The following is a 15,426-nucleotide window of genomic DNA, read 5'->3' as shown; positions in this document are numbered from 1 at the left end:
TGCGACATCGGCCTCGTGGGCTACGAGATGGCCCTGCTGGTCGACCGCGCGGGCACCGTCCTCACCCCGGACCTCCGCGCCGAACTGCAAGGCAGTCTTCTCAACTAGCAAACACAAAGATGCGTTTCGCGCCACCGCGCCGTTAGGGTGCGGTGGCGCGACCGGCAGACAGGCGAGTTGGAGGAGGACACGTGGCAACGCCCCCCGGTGGATATCCGTACGGCCATGGGCAACAGGCAGAGCCGCACGGCGACGCCCCGTTGAAGCGCTTCAACTTCCCCTCCACGCCAAGCCGTCAGGCCCGTACGGCCGGGCAGGCCCCTGCGGCGCCTCAGGAGCCCGTTCACCAGGCTCAGGAGGCACAACCCCTGACCCCGCATCCGCAGCCCGTCCAGCAGCCGTACGCGCCCTCCTACGCCCCGCCCGTCGGCTCGGCGGGCCTGTCCGGCGAACCTCAGCCGCACCAGTCGCATCAGCCGCGCAACCGGCCCGCGCCGCCCGTGCGACACCCGGAGCCGTCCTCCCCGGCCACCGGACACAACCCGCTGGTGCGCCCGTACGCCATGACCGGTGGCCGGACCCGGCCCCGGTACCAGCTCGCCATCGAGGCGCTCGTCTCCACCACGGCGGACCCCGCCCAGCTCCAGGGCCAGTTGCCCGAGCACCAGCGGATCTGCCACCTGTGCCGCGAGATCAAGTCGGTCGCCGAGATCTCCGCACTCCTGACCATTCCCCTCGGCGTCGCCCGGATCCTCGTAGCCGACCTGGCCGAGGCCGGGCTCGTCGCCATCCATCAGCCCGGCGGCGACGAGTCCGCCGGCGGCCAGCCTGACGTGACACTGCTCGAAAGGGTGCTCAGTGGACTTCGCAAGCTCTAGCGGTGCAGCCCGCTCCACCACCTCCGCGAAAATCGTGGTGGCGGGCGGCTTCGGCGTGGGCAAGACCACGTTTGTAGGCGCGGTCTCGGAGATCAACCCGCTGCGCACCGAAGCCGTGATGACCTCCGCCTCCGCGGGGATCGACGATCTCACCCACGCGCCGGACAAGACCACCACCACGGTGGCCATGGACTTCGGCCGTATCACGCTCGACCAGGACCTGATCCTGTACCTGTTCGGCACGCCCGGCCAGGACCGCTTCTGGTTCATGTGGGACGACCTGGTCCGCGGCGCCATCGGCGCCGTCGTCCTCGTCGACACCCGGCGCCTCGCCGACTGCTTCCCCGCCGTCGACTACTTCGAGAACTCCGGACTGCCCTTCGTCATCGCCCTCAACGGCTTCGACGGACACCAGCCCTACACCCCCGAAGAGGTGCGGGAAGCACTCCAGATCGGCCCGGACGCGCCGATCATCATCACCGACGCCCGCCACCGCAGCGAGGCCAAGAGCGCACTCATCACGCTCGTGGAGCACGCCCTGATGGCGCGTTTGCGATAGCGACGTACAGCGTCGGCGGCGCCCGCCGCCGAACGCACAAATCCCCCGCTCTCCGGGAGAGCGGGGGATTTGTGCGCTTCGGGCCGCGGTCGGGGCGGCGTTCGCCAGGGGCGTCTCGCCGGGTCGCTTCGCCGGGGGCTCAGCCCTGCCAGCTGTTCGGGGCGCGGAAGCCCCGCTGGCGCTCCAGTCGGCGCCAGCCCGCCGCGCTGCGGCCGGTGCGGCCCGGCGAGCGGCGGTGAACGGCGCCCGCGGCCGCGCGGGCCAGGAGCACCGCGGTGACGGCGGCGAGCTCCTCGGCGTCGGCGTGGCCCTTCTCGACGCGGACGAGAGTGGCGGTGCCGACGGCGGTATCGGCGGGGTTATCGGCGATGTCCTGTGAACTGCTCACGGTGGCTTCGTCTCCAATGCTCGCGCTACTGCGGCGGGTTGCCGTGCTTGCGGGACGGCAGGTCGGCGTGCTTGTTGCGCAGCATCGCCAGGGACCTGATGAGGACCTCGCGGGTCTCCACGGGGTCGATGACGTCGTCGACCAGGCCGCGCTCGGCGGCGTAGTACGGGTGCATCAGCTCGGACTTGTACTCCTTGACCATGCGGGCGCGCATGGCCTCGGGGTCGTCGGCCCCGGCGATCTGCCGGCGGAAGATCACGTTGGCGGCGCCCTCGGCGCCCATCACCGCGATCTCGTTCGTCGGCCAGGCGTAGGTCAGGTCGGCGCCGATGGACTGGGAGTCCATGACGATGTAGGCGCCGCCGTAGGCCTTGCGCAGGATGACCGAGATCCGCGGCACGGTGGCGTTGCAGTACGCGTACAGCATCTTGGCGCCGTGCCGGATGATCCCGCCGTGCTCCTGGTCCACGCCGGGCAGGAAGCCGGGCACGTCCAGCAGCGTGATCAGCGGGATGTTGAAGGCGTCGCACATCTGGATGAAGCGGGCGGACTTCTCCGACGCCTCGATGTCCAGCACACCGGCGAGCGACTGCGGCTGGTTGGCGATGATGCCCACCACCTGGCCGTCCAGCCGGGACAGGGCGCAGATGATGTTGGTCGCCCAGCGCTCGTGGACCTCCAGGTACTCGCCGTCGTCGACGATCTCCTCGATGACCTTGCGCATGTCGTACGGGCGGTTGCCGTCGGCCGGGACGAGGTCGAGCAGCGTCTCGCCGCGCCGGTCGGCCGGGTCGTCGGACTCGACGACCGGCGGGTTCTCGCGGTTGTTCTGCGGCAGCAGCGACAGGAGGTAGCGCACCTCCTCCAGGCAGCTCTCCTCGTCGTCGTACGCGAAGTGGCACACGCCCGAGGTCTCGGCGTGCACATCCGCGCCGCCCAGTCCGTTCTGGGTGACCTTCTCGCCGGTCACCGCCTGGACCACGTCCGGTCCTGTGATGAACATCTGCGAGGTCTCGCGGACCATGAAGACGAAGTCGGTGAGCGCCGGGGAGTAGGCCGCGCCGCCCGCGCACGGGCCGAGCATCACGCTGATCTGCGGGATGACGCCGGACGCCTTGGTGTTGCGCTGGAAGATGCCGCCGTAGCCGGCGAGCGCCGAGACGCCCTCCTGGATGCGGGCGCCGGCACCGTCGTTGAGGGACACCAGCGGCGCCCCGGCCGAGATGGCCATGTCCATGATCTTGTGGATCTTGGTGGCGTGGGCCTCCCCGAGGGCCCCGCCGAAGATCCGGAAGTCGTGTGCGTACACGAACACGGTCCGGCCGTGTACGGTCCCCCAGCCCGTGACGACACCGTCGGTGTAGGGCCGCTTCGCCTCGAGCCCGAACCCGCTCGCGCGGTGCCGCCGCAGCGGCTCGACCTCGTTGAAGGACCCCTCGTCCAGGAGCAGATCGATCCGTTCGCGGGCCGTCAGCTTCCCCTTGGCCTTCTGGGCCTCGGTCGCCCGCTCGCTCGGGCCGCGCCGAGCCTGCTCGCGGATCGCGTGCAGCTCGGCGACACGCCCGCGGACGTCGCTCGCCTCATCGGGCGCACCTTCGAGATTGGTCATGCAATGACGGTACGTTCCCGGGCCCCCCGAGACGCATGTCAATTCCATACAACGTCGGGCGCGTTTTGGTGGGTAGGCAGAACAGAACTGGACAGCGGATTTCCTGCCACTGTACGCGCCCCTGGGCAATCACCGCTGTCGGCACCCCACAAACCCCGATCGGGCACGCCCGGGGGCGGCGGACATGTCCACCCGGATGGGCGCGCCCGGCCGGGGCGCGGGTCAGCAGCCGCCGCAGTTGTAGTAGATGACGTCCCAGTGGTTGCCCTCGAGGGCGTAGATGTTGCCCGAGTTGGACTTGTACTGCTTGGCGCCGTCGCTGCGCAGGCCGATGTAGGCGAAGTTACCGGTGATGTAGTTGGTGACGCAGCTGTTGAGGGCGTAGTCGAGCTTGTAGCCGTTCCAGTGGCTGTAGGTGCCGCTCGCGTGCCCGGTCTCGGTGCCGCCGGTGATGTTCAGGGCGCAGCCGCTGGCGCTCTTGAGGGTCTGGGCCCCCTGCGCGGTCGGCAGGTTGAGCTGTTCGAAGGAGGTACAGGTGGCGTTGTTCCGGTCCGAGCAGCCTCCGGAGGAGGACCAGGTGATACCGCTGGAGCGGAACATCGAGGTGGCCTGGGAGTGGCTGATCTTGGTGACCGCGAACGCCTCCCCGGCGCTGCTGATCACACCGACTCCGGGGGCGAAGAGGACGCCGAGGACGAGGACGAGAGCCGTGACGGCGGAGCTGCCGACGGACCGGAGCTTCATGGGACCTCCTGCTGTGGGCCGTGCTGTGGACGGTGCGGCTGTGCAGGTGGAGCGTGCCGTGCGAGTGAGACAGCCTGCCGAACTTCTACGCGCGTCGCCAACCTTCTCCGGTGAACACTCGTGACGATTTTCGGAAGATTTTGTGTTCGTGGAGAATGGAGTTAGGCTAGTCCCGTTGAAGATTCAACATAACTTCAACGCAACGGCCCCGGCAGAGCTACACCCCCAAGGCTCTGCCGGGGCCGCGAATCTCCTGCCGCCCGGCTACTCCTGCGGCTCCACGCCGGCCTTCAGCAGCCCGTAGGCGTACGCGTCGTCGAGCGCCTGCCACGAGGCCGCGATCACGTTCTCCCCGACGCCCACCGTCGACCACTCGCCCTTGCCGTCCGTCGTCGAGACCAGCACCCGCGTCGTGGACTCCGTACCGCCCTTGCCCTCCAGGATGCGCACCTTGTAGTCCACCAGCTCCATCGTGGCCAGCTGCGGGTAGATGCGCTCCAGGCCCAGGCGCAGCGCCCGGTCCAGCGCGTTGACCGGGCCGTTGCCCTCGGCCGTGGAGACGATGCGCTCGCCCTTGGCCCGGAGCTTGACCGTCGCCTCGTTGGCGTGGGTGCCGTCGGGGCGGTCCTCGACGATGGCCCGCCAGGACTCGACGGTGAAGTAGCGGCGGGGCCGCCCCTCCACCTCCTCGTGCAGCAGCAGTTCGAAGGAGGCGTCGGCGGCCTCGTAGGTGTAGCCCGCGAGCTCGCGCTCCTTGACCCGCGCCACGACGCGGCCGACCAGCTCCCGGTCGCCGCCGAGGTCGATGCCCAGCTCCTTGCCCTTCAGCTCGACCGACGCCCGCCCCGCCATGTCCGACACCAGCATCCGCATGGTGTTGCCGACCAGCTCGGGGTCGATGTGCTGGTAGAGGTCCGGGTCCACCTTGATCGCGGAGGCGTGCAGCCCGGCCTTGTGCGCGAAGGCCGAGACGCCGACGTAGGGCTGGTGGGTCGAGGGGGTGAGATTGACCACCTCGGCGATGGCGTGCGAGATGCGGGTCATCTCGGCCAGCGCGCCGGCAGGCAGGACCGTGCGGCCGTACTTGAGCTCCAGGGCGGCCACCACCGGGAAGAGGTTGGCGTTGCCGACCCGCTCGCCGTAGCCGTTGGCGGTGCACTGGACATGGGTGGCGCCCGCGTCCACGGCGGCCAGGGTGTTGGCGACGGCGCAGCCGGTGTCGTCCTGGGCGTGGATGCCCAGCCGGGCTCCGGTGTCGGCCAGGACGGTACGGACCACGGCGTCGATCTGGGCCGGGAGCATGCCGCCGTTGGTGTCGCAGAGCACGACCACATCGGCGCCCGCCTCATGGGCGGCGCTGACGACCTGCTTGGCGTAGCCGGGGTTGGCGCGGTAGCCGTCGAAGAAGTGCTCGCAGTCGACGAACACCCGGCGGCCCTGGGCGCGCAGATGGGAGACGGTGTCCCGGACCATCTCCAGGTTCTCCTCCAGCGTGGTGCGCAGGGCGAGTTCCACATGGCGGTCGTGGGACTTGGCCACCAGCGTGATCACCTGGGCCTGGGAGTCGAGCAGCGCCTGGACCTGGGGGTCGTCCGCGGCCCGGACGCCCGCCTTGCGGGTGGCGCCGAACGCGACCAGCTGTGCGTGCCTGAAGTCGATCTCGGCGCGGGCCCGGGCGAAGAACTCCGTGTCGCGCGGGTTGGCGCCGGGCCAGCCGCCCTCGATGAAGCCCACACCGAAGTCGTCGAGGTGACGGGCGATGGTCAGCTTGTCCGCGACGGTGAGGTTGATGCCCTCGCGCTGCGCGCCGTCGCGCAGCGTGGTGTCGAAGACATGGAGGCTGTCGTCGGGCAGGTCCTTCATGGTGGTCTGGCTCCTGTGGGATCGATCTCGGTCTACCGGAATAACCGGTTCCGCGCCCTCCTATGATCCCTCGCGCTCCGCGTCCGGCGGGGTGGTCCGGAAAACGAAAAGACCCCTCGCGGGTGCGAGAGGTCTGCGCGCGGGTCTGGGGGCACGGTGGTCGCGCCGTACATGGTCGTACGGGGCGGTCACTGCGGACCGGCGCGCCTGCTGCCAATAATCATGGCGAACGTGAGCACGGGGGCAGTTTGGCACACTCCGCCCCCGCGCTCCCTTCCGTCTCAAAATGCGGGCCGGCGCGCGAACGCGCACCCGGGTCGGGATCGCGGCTCGGAATCGCGTTCGGAGGGGCCGACGCCGTACACGACGTCGACCCGTCTCACCCTTCCGGCGGGCCCTTCTGGCGGGCCCGGCGCCCGGCTCCCCGCGTCAGCCCAGGCGGTGCATCCAGCCATGGGTGTCCGGGGCGGCGCCGGTCTGGATGTCCAGCAGCGCCTTGCGCAGCTTCATCGTCACCTCGCCCGGCCGGCCGTCCGCCACCGTCCAGCTCGCGCGGGCGGACTTGACCGAGCCGACGGGGGTGATGACGGCGGCCGTGCCGCAGGCGAAGACCTCGGTGAGGCTGCCGTCCGCGTTGCCCTCCCGCCAGTCGTCGACGGAGATCCGGCCCTCGGAGACCTCGTATCCCAGGTCGGCGGCGATCCGCAGCAGCGAGGCGCGGGTGATGCCCGGCAGCAGCGAGCCGGACAGCTCGGGGGTCAGGATGCGGTCCCCGTACACGAAGTACAGGTTCATGCCGCCCATCTCCTCGATCCAGCGGCGCTCGATCGCGTCCAGCCAGACCACCTGGTCACAGCCCTGCTCGGCGGCCTGCGCCTGGGCGACCAGCGAAGCGGCGTAGTTGCCGCCCGTCTTGGCGGCGCCGGTGCCGCCGGGGGCGGCACGCACATACTCCTCGGAGAGCCACACGGAGACCGGCTTGACCCCGCCGGGGAAGTAGGCCCCGGCCGGGGAGGCGATGACCATGAAGAGGTACTCGTTCGCCGGCCGCACGCCGAGGCCCACCTCGGTCGCGAACATGAAGGGCCGCAGATAGAGCGACTCCTCGCCGCTGGCCGGCACCCACGCCCGGTCCTGGGTGACCAGCGCGTCGCAGGCCGCGATGAAGGTCTCGACGGGCAGCTCGGGCATGCCCATGCGGCGCGCGGAGGCGCGGAAGCGCTCGGCGTTCTCCTCGGGGCGGAAGGTGGCCACGCCGCCGTCGGGCTGGCGGTACGCCTTGAGCCCCTCGAAGATCGTCTGGGCGTAGTGGAGGGTCATGTTCGCCGGGTCGAGCGAGAGGGGCGCGTACGGCACGAGCTGGGCGTCGTGCCAGCCGCGCCCCTCGGTCCACTTGACGGTCACCATGTGGTCGGTGAAGTGGCGGCCGAAGCCGGGGTTGGCCAGGATCCGCTCCCGCTCATCGTCGGAGAGGGGGTGTGCGGAGGGCTTGAGCTCGATCGTGGGCGTCGTCATGAGTGGTAGTCCTTCACCGTTGGTTGTAGCGGACCGCGCCCGCGGCGCCCCGGTACCCGGAGGTACTAGGACGTCCGAGCTTCCTCTCACGCGACGGCCCCACGTCCGATTATCGCTCGGAGTGGGGCCGGGGAAGAGGTGCGTGCGTCAGCGCGGCCCAAGGTCGATGGTCGCACCCAGCCGCGCGTCGGCAGAGGCTGGGGTCAGCCCGATACTCGTGCGGCGAGCGCGTCGCCGATCTCGTCGGTGGTGCGCGGCGTGTCGCCACGCTCCGCGAGGTCCTGGGCGACGGCGGTCTCGATACGGGCCGCCTCGGCCTCGTATCCGAGGTGCTGGAGCAGCAGGGCCACCGACAGCACGGTCGCGGTCGGGTCGGCCTTGCCGGTGCCCGCGATGTCCGGCGCGGAGCCGTGGACCGGCTCGAACATCGACGGGAAGGTGCCGGAGGGGTTGATGTTGCCGCTCGCGGCGAGCCCGATGCCACCGGTGACGGCGGCGGCCAGGTCCGTGAGGATGTCACCGAAGAGGTTGTCGGTGACGATCACGTCGAACCGCTCGGGCTGGGTGACGAAGAAGATCGTCGCGGCGTCGACGTGCAGATAGTCGGTGGTGACCTCGGGGAACTCCGCGCCGACCTTGTCGAAGATGTTCTTCCACAGGTGGCCCGCGTGCGCCAGGACATTGGTCTTGTGCACGAGGGTGAGCTTCTTGCGCGGCCGGGCGGCGGCCCGGGCGTACGCGTCGCGCACCACGCGCTCGACGCCGTACGCCGTGTTCACGCTGACCTCGGTGGCCACCTCGGCCGGGGTGCCGGTGCGCAGCGACCCGCCGTTGCCCGTGTACGGACCCTCGGTGCCCTCGCGTACGACGACGAAGTCGATGTCGGGGCGGCCGGCCAGCGGGGTGGCGGTGTTCGGGAACAGCTTCGACGGACGCAGATTGACGTAGTGGTCGAAGACGAAGCGCAGCTTGAGCAGCAGCCCGCGCTCCAGTACGCCCGAGGGCACCGACGGGTCGCCGATGGCGCCGAGCAGGATCGCGTCGTGGTTCTTCAGCGACTCGAGCTCCGCGTCCGGCAGGGTCTCGCCGGTCGCGTGCCAGCGCCGGGCGCCGAGGTCGTACTCCTGGGTCTCGAGCTTCACGTCCTGCGGAAGGACGGCCGAGAGGACCTTGAGACCCTGCGGCACGACTTCCTGGCCGATACCGTCACCGGGGATCACTGCGAGGCGAATGCTACGAGACATACCGGGACCCTACCCCTCGTCCCAATCAATGACATTGAACGTCCGACATGTGGACGGATGCTCATCCGGATGGCTCACGTTCACCCTGTGTACCGCGTGAAGTCGCCTTTCAGGGGCAGATTCCGGCACATGGCTGACTTCTCCCGGGGCACGCCCCCCACCTCCTCCGATGTCCCGCGGGTCGGCATTCCCGAGCGCCTGGCGCGCCGGATGACGATGGCCGAGCAGCACGAGTATCTGCGGACCAGGCTCTCCCGGCGCGGGGCGCTGCGCGGCGGCATCGCGGCGGCGGGCACGGTGGCGGGGGCGGGGCTGCTCACCGGGTCGGCGAGCGCCGTGGAGAGGAGGCCGTCGCCGACCCTGCTCGCCGGCCCGGTGTCGCGGAAGGTGGACGGCTCGCTGGTCGCGCCCTTCGGCCGCCATCTCGCCTTCGGCGCCGACCCCAGGACACAGATGCGGATCTCCTGGCAGGTCCCCCTCGCCGTCAAGGCCCCGTATGTGCGGATCGGCCTCCAGCCCTGGGAGCTGAGCCAGAAGATCGAGGCCGAGGTGCGCCCGCTGCACACGCCCTCGCTCAGCGCCAAGCTCCCGGCCGTCGACCAGTACTACCTGCACGCCGCCCTGGACGGCCTGCGGCCCGGCGTCACCTACTACTACGGCGTCGGCCACGACGGCTTCGACCCGGCCGACCCGCGCCGCTTCTCGGCCCTCGGGACGTTCCGCACGGCCCCCGAGAAGGCCGAGTCCTTCGTCTTCACCGCCTTCGGCGACCAGGGCGTCAGCTATGACGCGCTCGCCAACGACCAGTTGCTGCTCGGCCAGGACCCCTCCTTCCATCTGCACGCCGGGGACCTGTGCTACGCGGACACCAGCGGCCACGGCTCGGCCTCGGACGTGTACGACGCCCGGGTGTGGGACTCCTTCCTCGCCCAGACCGACTCGGTCGCGGCGAGCGTGCCGTGGATGGTGACCACCGGCAACCACGACATGGAGGCCTGGTACTCCCCCGACGGCTACGGCGGCCAGCTGGCCCGCTGGACGCTCCCCGACAACGGCCCCGATCCGCGCAAGGCGCCCGGGGCCTACTCCTTCACCTACGCCAACGTGGGCGTCGTCGCGCTGGACGCCAACGACGTCAGCTACGAGATCACCCCCAACACCGGCTACACGGGCGGCGAGCAGACGCGCTGGCTGGACCGGATCCTCGGCGAGCTGCGCGCGCAGCCCGGCATCGACTTCGTCGTGGTCTTCTTCCACCACTGCGCCTTCTCGACCACCAGCGCCCACGCCTCGGACGGCGGGGTGCGCGACGCCTGGGTGCCGCTGTTCGAGAAGCACCAGGTGGACCTGGTCATCAACGGCCACAACCACGTCTACGAGCGCACCGACGCCATCCGCGGCGGCAAGGCCGCCAAGCAGGTCCCGATCGGCGGCAGCGCCGACGCGGTGCGCGACGGCATCGTCTACGCCACGGCCGGCGGGGCCGGGGCGCGGCTGTACGAGTTCCCGGTGCCCGACAGCTACGAGGGCCAGGTGAAGGACCTCGACGAGGTGAACAGCTACCACTGGGCGAAGGACGGGTCGAAGAGCAAGGAATCGGTGGAGTGGTCGCGGGTGCGCTACACCGGCTTCTCGTTCCTCGTGGTGAAGGTGGATCCGGGCCCCAACCCGAAGCTGGAGGTCACCACGCTCGCCGAGTCGGGCGAGCGCGTGGACCACTTCGAGGTGGTGCGCACGCCGGGGCGGTGACCGGCGTCAGTGCCCGGTGGCGCCGCCGTTGTCGCGGCGGTCGAGCGCGCGCTGGAGCGCGGCGGCGGCGTTCTTGCGGTCGGTGTTGTCGGTCTTGCGGCGGGTCCTGCGGCGGGCCGTCTCAGCCATGATCGCGTCTCCCTGTGTCCCAAGCAGGTGCTGCGGAAGATGCCGGAGGGGCGGGGGCCTTGAGTGCGGCAGGGGTCACCTGCGCATGCGCACCGGCCGCGGCCGCCATCGCTCGATGGAGCGAGACGTTCGGCTTCCACAAAAATAAGGCCTCGGGGCCGGACTGTCCCCACAATTACTCGGACGTCCTACTATCTGAGACGCAGACATGAGTCATGGGTGGTCGAGGCCAACCCCCGTTCGGCCTCGACCAACCAGTATTCGCGCCGTTCAGAAGGTGCTTACTCGTTGGTTAGCTTCGTAAACTGCCGTGAATAACGGCTACTTGGCTGTCAGACGCTAGCACCGCCGCGCCTCCCCCGTCCATGACTTTTCGGCTTGTCACACGGCGACGGCCGCCGTCCGCGCGGGGCGCGGAAGGCGGCCGTCGACCGGCTCGACCAGGGGTTTCGAGCAGCGGGTTCGACCGGGGCCGGCCGGGGCGGGTCAGCCCATGTGCGGGTAGCGGTAGTCGGTCGGCGGGACCAGGGTCTCCTTGATGGAGCGGGTGGAGGTCCAGCGCATCAGGTTCTGCTTGGCGCCCGCCTTGTCGTTGGTGCCGGAGGCCCGCCCGCCACCGAAGGGCTGCTGGCCGACGACGGCCCCGGTGGGCTTGTCGTTGATGTAGAAGTTGCCGGCCGCGAAGCGCAGCGCCTCACAGGTGGCGGCGGCCGCGGCGCGGTCCCGGGCGATGACGCAGCCGGTGAGGCCGTACGGCGACGCCGACTCCATCTGCGCCAGCATCGCGTCGTACTCGGCGTCCTCGTAGACGAACACCCCGAGGATCGGGCCGAAGTACTCGTCCCTGAAGATCTCGTTGTCCGGGTCGGTGGAGACGAGGACCGTCGGGCGGACGAAGTAACCCTCGCTGTCGTCGTAGCCGCCGCCCGCCACGACCTCGACGGTCGGGTCGGACTTCGCCCGGTCGATGGCCGCCTTGGACTTGGCGAAGGCGCGCTCGTCGATGACGGCGCCGATGAAGTTGCCGAGATCGGTCACATCGCCCATGGTCAGGCCCTCGACCTCGGCCGCGAACTCCTCCTTGAAGCCGCTCTCCCACAGCGAGCGCGGGACGTAGGCGCGCGAGGCGGCCGAGCACTTCTGGCCCTGGTACTCGAAGGCGCCGCGGGTCATCGCCGTCTTCAGCACCTTCGGGTCGGCCGACGGGTGGGCGACGATGAAGTCCTTGCCACCGGTCTCCCCGACCAGGCGCGGGTAGGTCTTGTACGCCTCGATGTTGGTGCCGACCGTCTTCCACAGGTACTGGAAGGTGCGCGTCGAGCCGGTGAAGTGGATGCCCGCGAGGTCCGGGTGGGCCAGGGCCACCTCGGAGACGTCCTTGCCGTCGCCGGTCACCAGGTTGATCACGCCCTTGGGCAGCCCCGCCTCCTCCAGCAGCTCCATCAGCAGCACGGCGGCGTGGGTCTGCGTCGGGGACGGCTTCCAGACCACCACATTGCCCATCAGGGCGGGGGCGGTGGGGAGGTTGCCCGCGATGGCGGTGAAGTTGAAGGGCGTGATCGCGTAGACGAACCCCTCCAGCGGCCGGTGGTCGCTGCGGTTCCAGACCCCCGGGGAGTTGGTCACCGGCTGCTCGGCCAGGATCTGGCGGGCGAAGTGGACGTTGAAGCGCCAGAAGTCGATCAGCTCACACGGAGTGTCGATCTCGGCCTGCTGGGCGGTCTTGGACTGGCCGAGCATGGTGGAGGCGGCCAGCGTCTCCCGCCAGGGGCCGGAGAGCAGGTCGGCGGCCTTGAGGATGATCGCGGCCCGGTCGTCGAAGTCGAGCGCGCGCCAGGCCGGGGCGGCGGCCAGGGCGGCGTCGATCGCGTCCTGCGCGTCGGCCTGGGTGGCGTTGGCGTAGGTGCCCAGGCGGGCCGCGTGGTTGTGCGGCTGTACGACGTCGAAGCGCGTGCCCCCGCCCATCCGCTTCTCGCCGCCGATGGTCATCGGCAGGTCGACGGGGTTCTGGGCCAGCTCCTTGAGCTTGGTCTCGAGGCGGGCGCGCTCCGGGGTGCCGGGGGCGTAGGTGTGCACCGGCTCGTTCACCGGCACGGGGACCTGGGTCACGGCGTCCATCATTTTCTCCTTCGCCTGAGTGGCGGTACTGCTACGCTGTGTGAGTGCCGCGAGGCACCGGGCAGGGCTTGTCCGTCATGCGGTTGTCTGGTTCGCCAAGTGAGAAGCTCCCGGCTTCGGTCGGGGGAGGAGTCACGTGGCCTTCGTCTCCTTATAGGCCACAAGGCCCAGAGGGCCGAGCGTTGACCAGCTGGACGACGATGTCGTTCAGCCGGTCAACGCTCAACTACGGCCGGCCAGCGAGCGCAGGAAGAACGCCAGATTCGCGGGGCGCTCCGCGAGGCGCCGCATGAAGTACCCGTACCAGTCTGTTCCATACGGGACGTAAACCCGCATACGGTGCCCCTCGGCAGCGAGCCGCTCCTGCTCGGCCGGGCGGATCCCGTACAGCATCTGGAACTCGTACTCGTCGAGCTTGCGGCCGAGGCGGCGCGCCAGCTCCTGGGTGATGGCGACCATGCGGGGGTCGTGGGAGCCGATCATCGGGTAGCCCTCGCCCGCCATGAGGATCTTCAGACAGCGCACATAGGCCAGGTCGACCTCGCGCTTGTCCTGGTGCGCGACGCTCGCCGGCTCCTTGTACGCGCCCTTCACCAGCCGCACCCGCGAGCCCTCCCCGGCCAGCGCCCGGCAGTCGTCCTCGGTGCGGAAGAGATACGACTGGAGGACCGCGCCGGTCTTCGGGAACCGCCGGCGCAGCTCGGCGAGGATCGCGAGAGTGGAGTCCACGGTGGTGTGGTCCTCCATGTCCAGGGTGACCGTGGTGCCCGCCGCGTCCGCGGCCTCCACCACCGGGGTCACATGGGCCAGGGCCAGATCGTGGCCGCCGGGCAGCGCCTGCCCGAAGGCGGACAGCTTCACCGACATCTCCGCCCGGCCGGCCAGGTCCTCGGCGGCCAGCGCCTCGGTGAGCGCGAGATAGGCGTCCCGGTTGCGCAGCGCTTCCGCCGGATCGGTGATGTCCTCGCCCAGGTGGTCGAGCGTCACCTCCAGGCCGCGGTCCGCCAGTGCGCGTACGACCGGGACGGCCTCGGCGAGGCGCTCGCCCGCGACGAACCGGTCCACCGTCGGGCGGGTGACCGGGGCGGCCGAGACGATGCGCCGGATGGCGGCGCTGCGGGAAGCGGCGAGCAGCACGGGACCCAGCACGGGGCACCTCCACGATGACGGCCGTCGGACGGCTTTGTTGACTCACCGTGAAACTTAAGGATCGCTCGGATCCCGGGCCATCGACAGCTGTCACGCATCCGTGTCCGGGATCTCAGACAGATGTATGAGAATGGGAGAGCGGCCGGAACCCGGAGCGGCGGGAGGAGGAGAGAGACCGGTGCTGGACGACTATCAGCAGCTCGTGGACGAGATCTCGGCGGCACTCGGAGCGCCCGCGACGCTCGAGAACCGCGACTTCGGGCTGATCGCCTTCGGCGCCCAGGACGGCGGCAGAGACCTCGACGAGAGTGACGAGGCCGACGGGGCCGACGAGCCGGCGCTGGATCCGGTGCGCACCCGCTCCATCCTGCGGCGCCGGTCCACCGCCGCGGTGCGCGCCTGGTTCGAGGGCTTCGGCATCGCGCGGGCCCAGGCGCCGCTGCGAATCCCGCCGGACCCGGGGGCGGGGGTCTTCATGGGCCGGATCTGTCTGCCGGTGCGCCACCGGGGCGTGGTGCACGGCTATGTGTGGCTGCTGGACGACGGCCATCTGTCCGACCTGGAGCTCGGCGGCCCGGCCGGCCCGCCGGACCCCCGGCTCGCCCGCGCCATGGAGACGGCGGCGCGGATCGGGGTGCTGCTGGCGGCGGAGGCCAGGGCGGACGAGGAGCTCGGCCGGATGCTGCGCGATCTGCTCACCGGGGAGCCGGGCGGCCGCGACACCGCGCGCACGGCCCTGCGCGCCGCGCTGCGCGGGGCGGCCGACGGGCCGCTGGCGCTCGTCGCGGTGACCCCGTGGGCCCCGGGGGACGGCGCGGACGCCGCGGATTACCGCTCCGCCCGGCTGCCCAGCCCGCCCGGGGTGGCCGCCGTCTGTGTACTCGCCGGGGCCGGTCCCGCTGTTCCGGCCGGGCCGATGGCGAGCCTGGCCGCGCTGGTCCGGCTGCGCGCCTCGACGGCCCTGGACCCGGCCCGTACCGCGGCCGAACACCTCCTCCGCTCCCCGGAAGCGGCCGCTCCGGCCGCCGCCCCCGGCTCCGGCGCGGGGACCGGGCGGGGCGGAGGGTTCGCGGGGGTCAGCGAGCCGCGTCGCGGCCTGGACGACCTGCCCGCCGCCTGGCCCGAGGCGCTGGCCGCCGCGCGGGCCGCGCGGGCGGACCCGCGGCTGGGCCCGGTCGCTGAGTGGTCCGCCATCGGCCCGTACCGGCTGCTGGCCGCGCTGCCCGCCCAGGCCGGCCCCGACCCCGCGGTACGAGCCCTGTTGGAGCCCTCGCACGCCGAACTCGCCCGTACCACGGAGGCGTTCCTGGACTGTGCGGGACAGGCGAGCCGCACCGCCCAGGCGCTCGGCATCCACCGGCAGACGCTCTACTACCGGCTCTCCCGCGTCGAGCAGCTGACCGGTCTCGACCTCGACGCGGGTGAGGACCGGCTTTTGCTGCACATGGCCCTGAAGTCCGCGCGCCTGTGACCGGCGGGCC

Annotated in this window: 13 protein-coding genes and 1 pseudogene; 5 read left to right on the top strand and 9 right to left on the bottom strand. The window is 70.7% G+C overall.

The window, feature by feature from the left end; genetic code table 11:
• From ACH4S9_RS13725 to ACH4S9_RS13715, 3 genes and pseudogenes are all read left to right on the top strand, one after another.
• Nucleotides 1-108: pseudogene (locus ACH4S9_RS13725) on the top strand (roadblock/LC7 domain-containing protein); the annotation flags it as partial.
• Between the two features lie 83 nt (nt 109-191).
• Nucleotides 192-878, top strand: a complete 687-nt coding sequence (locus ACH4S9_RS13720; protein WP_311730700.1) for a DUF742 domain-containing protein — start codon at nt 192-194, stop codon at nt 876-878.
• Nucleotides 859-1,437: an ATP/GTP-binding protein gene (locus ACH4S9_RS13715; protein ID WP_078610434.1), complete on the top strand. Its 579-nt coding sequence runs from the start codon at nt 859-861 to the stop codon at nt 1,435-1,437. The genes ACH4S9_RS13720 and ACH4S9_RS13715 overlap by 20 nt, the downstream gene beginning before the upstream one ends.
• Before the next feature lie 139 nt (nt 1,438-1,576).
• On the opposite strand, the gene ACH4S9_RS13710 is transcribed toward ACH4S9_RS13715, so the two are convergent.
• The 6 genes from ACH4S9_RS13710 to ACH4S9_RS13685 all read right to left on the bottom strand — a co-directional run bounded on the left by ACH4S9_RS13710 (nt 1,577) and on the right by ACH4S9_RS13685 (nt 8,800).
• Nucleotides 1,577-1,825, bottom strand: a complete 249-nt coding sequence (locus tag ACH4S9_RS13710; protein WP_311730703.1) for an acyl-CoA carboxylase subunit epsilon — start codon at nt 1,823-1,825, stop codon at nt 1,577-1,579.
• A 25-nt stretch (nt 1,826-1,850) separates the two neighbouring features.
• Nucleotides 1,851-3,434: an acyl-CoA carboxylase subunit beta gene (locus ACH4S9_RS13705; RefSeq protein WP_311730704.1), complete on the bottom strand. Its 1,584-nt coding sequence runs from the start codon at nt 3,432-3,434 to the stop codon at nt 1,851-1,853.
• A gap of 222 nt (nt 3,435-3,656) precedes the next feature.
• Nucleotides 3,657-4,178, bottom strand: coding sequence for a hypothetical protein (locus ACH4S9_RS13700; RefSeq protein ID WP_311730705.1), 522 nt, complete (start codon nt 4,176-4,178; stop codon nt 3,657-3,659).
• A gap of 264 nt (nt 4,179-4,442) precedes the next feature.
• A complete protein-coding gene (gene cimA / locus ACH4S9_RS13695) occupies nt 4,443-6,041 on the bottom strand; it encodes a citramalate synthase (protein ID WP_311730706.1) in 1,599 nt (532 codons plus the stop codon).
• A gap of 429 nt (nt 6,042-6,470) precedes the next feature.
• Nucleotides 6,471-7,556 carry a branched-chain amino acid aminotransferase gene (locus tag ACH4S9_RS13690; protein ID WP_361192449.1) on the bottom strand — a complete coding sequence of 362 codons (1,086 nt, stop codon included), beginning with the start codon at nt 7,554-7,556 and terminating at the stop codon, nt 6,471-6,473.
• Between the two features lie 203 nt (nt 7,557-7,759).
• Nucleotides 7,760-8,800, bottom strand: a complete 1,041-nt coding sequence (locus tag ACH4S9_RS13685; protein ID WP_358847655.1) for a 3-isopropylmalate dehydrogenase — start codon at nt 8,798-8,800, stop codon at nt 7,760-7,762.
• A 129-nt stretch (nt 8,801-8,929) separates the two neighbouring features.
• Between ACH4S9_RS13685 and ACH4S9_RS13680 the strand changes: the two genes are divergently transcribed.
• Nucleotides 8,930-10,549 (top strand): purple acid phosphatase family protein, encoded by a 1,620-nt coding sequence (locus tag ACH4S9_RS13680; RefSeq protein WP_398371780.1) that lies wholly within the window; start codon nt 8,930-8,932, stop codon nt 10,547-10,549.
• Nucleotides 10,550-10,555: 6 nt separating this feature from the next.
• Here the strand turns inward: ACH4S9_RS13680 and ACH4S9_RS13675 are convergent, their stop codons facing one another.
• The 3 genes from ACH4S9_RS13675 to ACH4S9_RS13665 form a co-directional block, all read right to left on the bottom strand.
• Nucleotides 10,556-10,678, bottom strand: coding sequence for a hypothetical protein (locus tag ACH4S9_RS13675; protein WP_311730711.1), 123 nt, complete (start codon nt 10,676-10,678; stop codon nt 10,556-10,558).
• Between the two features lie 486 nt (nt 10,679-11,164).
• The gene (pruA, locus tag ACH4S9_RS13670; protein ID WP_311730741.1) at nt 11,165-12,796 is read right to left on the bottom strand and encodes an L-glutamate gamma-semialdehyde dehydrogenase; all 1,632 of its coding nucleotides are present in this window, start codon (nt 12,794-12,796) and stop codon (nt 11,165-11,167) included.
• Nucleotides 12,797-13,018: 222 nt separating this feature from the next.
• Complete coding sequence (locus ACH4S9_RS13665; protein WP_398371777.1) at nt 13,019-13,945, bottom strand: proline dehydrogenase family protein; 927 nt, start codon at nt 13,943-13,945, stop codon at nt 13,019-13,021.
• 178 nt (nt 13,946-14,123) lie between these two features.
• On the opposite strand from ACH4S9_RS13665, the gene ACH4S9_RS13660 reads away from it, so the two are divergent.
• Nucleotides 14,124-15,416, top strand: coding sequence for a PucR family transcriptional regulator (locus ACH4S9_RS13660; protein ID WP_398371775.1), 1,293 nt, complete (start codon nt 14,124-14,126; stop codon nt 15,414-15,416).
• The last annotated feature ends 10 nt before the right edge of the window (nt 15,417-15,426 follow it).

The sequence above is a fragment of the Streptomyces sp. NPDC021225 genome, assembly GCF_044332865.1.
GTDB lineage: Bacteria > Actinomycetota > Actinomycetes > Streptomycetales > Streptomycetaceae > Streptomyces.
Note: the sequence above shows the minus strand (reverse complement) of the source record. Positions and strands in the feature narration are given on the sequence as shown.

What these genes read in the sequence shown, in the direction of transcription:
- ACH4S9_RS13705 (WP_311730704.1), bottom strand. Translation starts at nt 3,434, where the DNA reads ATGACCAATCTCGAAGGTGCGCCCGATGAGGCGAGCGACGTCCGCGGG.
- ACH4S9_RS13700 (WP_311730705.1), bottom strand. Translation starts at nt 4,178, where the DNA reads ATGAAGCTCCGGTCCGTCGGCAGCTCCGCCGTCACGGCTCTCGTCCTC.
- cimA (WP_311730706.1), bottom strand. Translation starts at nt 6,041, where the DNA reads ATGAAGGACCTGCCCGACGACAGCCTCCATGTCTTCGACACCACGCTG.
- ACH4S9_RS13690 (WP_361192449.1), bottom strand. Translation starts at nt 7,556, where the DNA reads ATGACGACGCCCACGATCGAGCTCAAGCCCTCCGCACACCCCCTCTCC.
- ACH4S9_RS13685 (WP_358847655.1), bottom strand. Translation starts at nt 8,800, where the DNA reads ATGTCTCGTAGCATTCGCCTCGCAGTGATCCCCGGTGACGGTATCGGC.
- ACH4S9_RS13680 (WP_398371780.1), top strand. Translation starts at nt 8,930, where the DNA reads ATGGCTGACTTCTCCCGGGGCACGCCCCCCACCTCCTCCGATGTCCCG.
- ACH4S9_RS13675 (WP_311730711.1), bottom strand. Translation starts at nt 10,678, where the DNA reads ATGGCTGAGACGGCCCGCCGCAGGACCCGCCGCAAGACCGACAACACC.
- pruA (WP_311730741.1), bottom strand. Translation starts at nt 12,796, where the DNA reads ATGGACGCCGTGACCCAGGTCCCCGTGCCGGTGAACGAGCCGGTGCAC.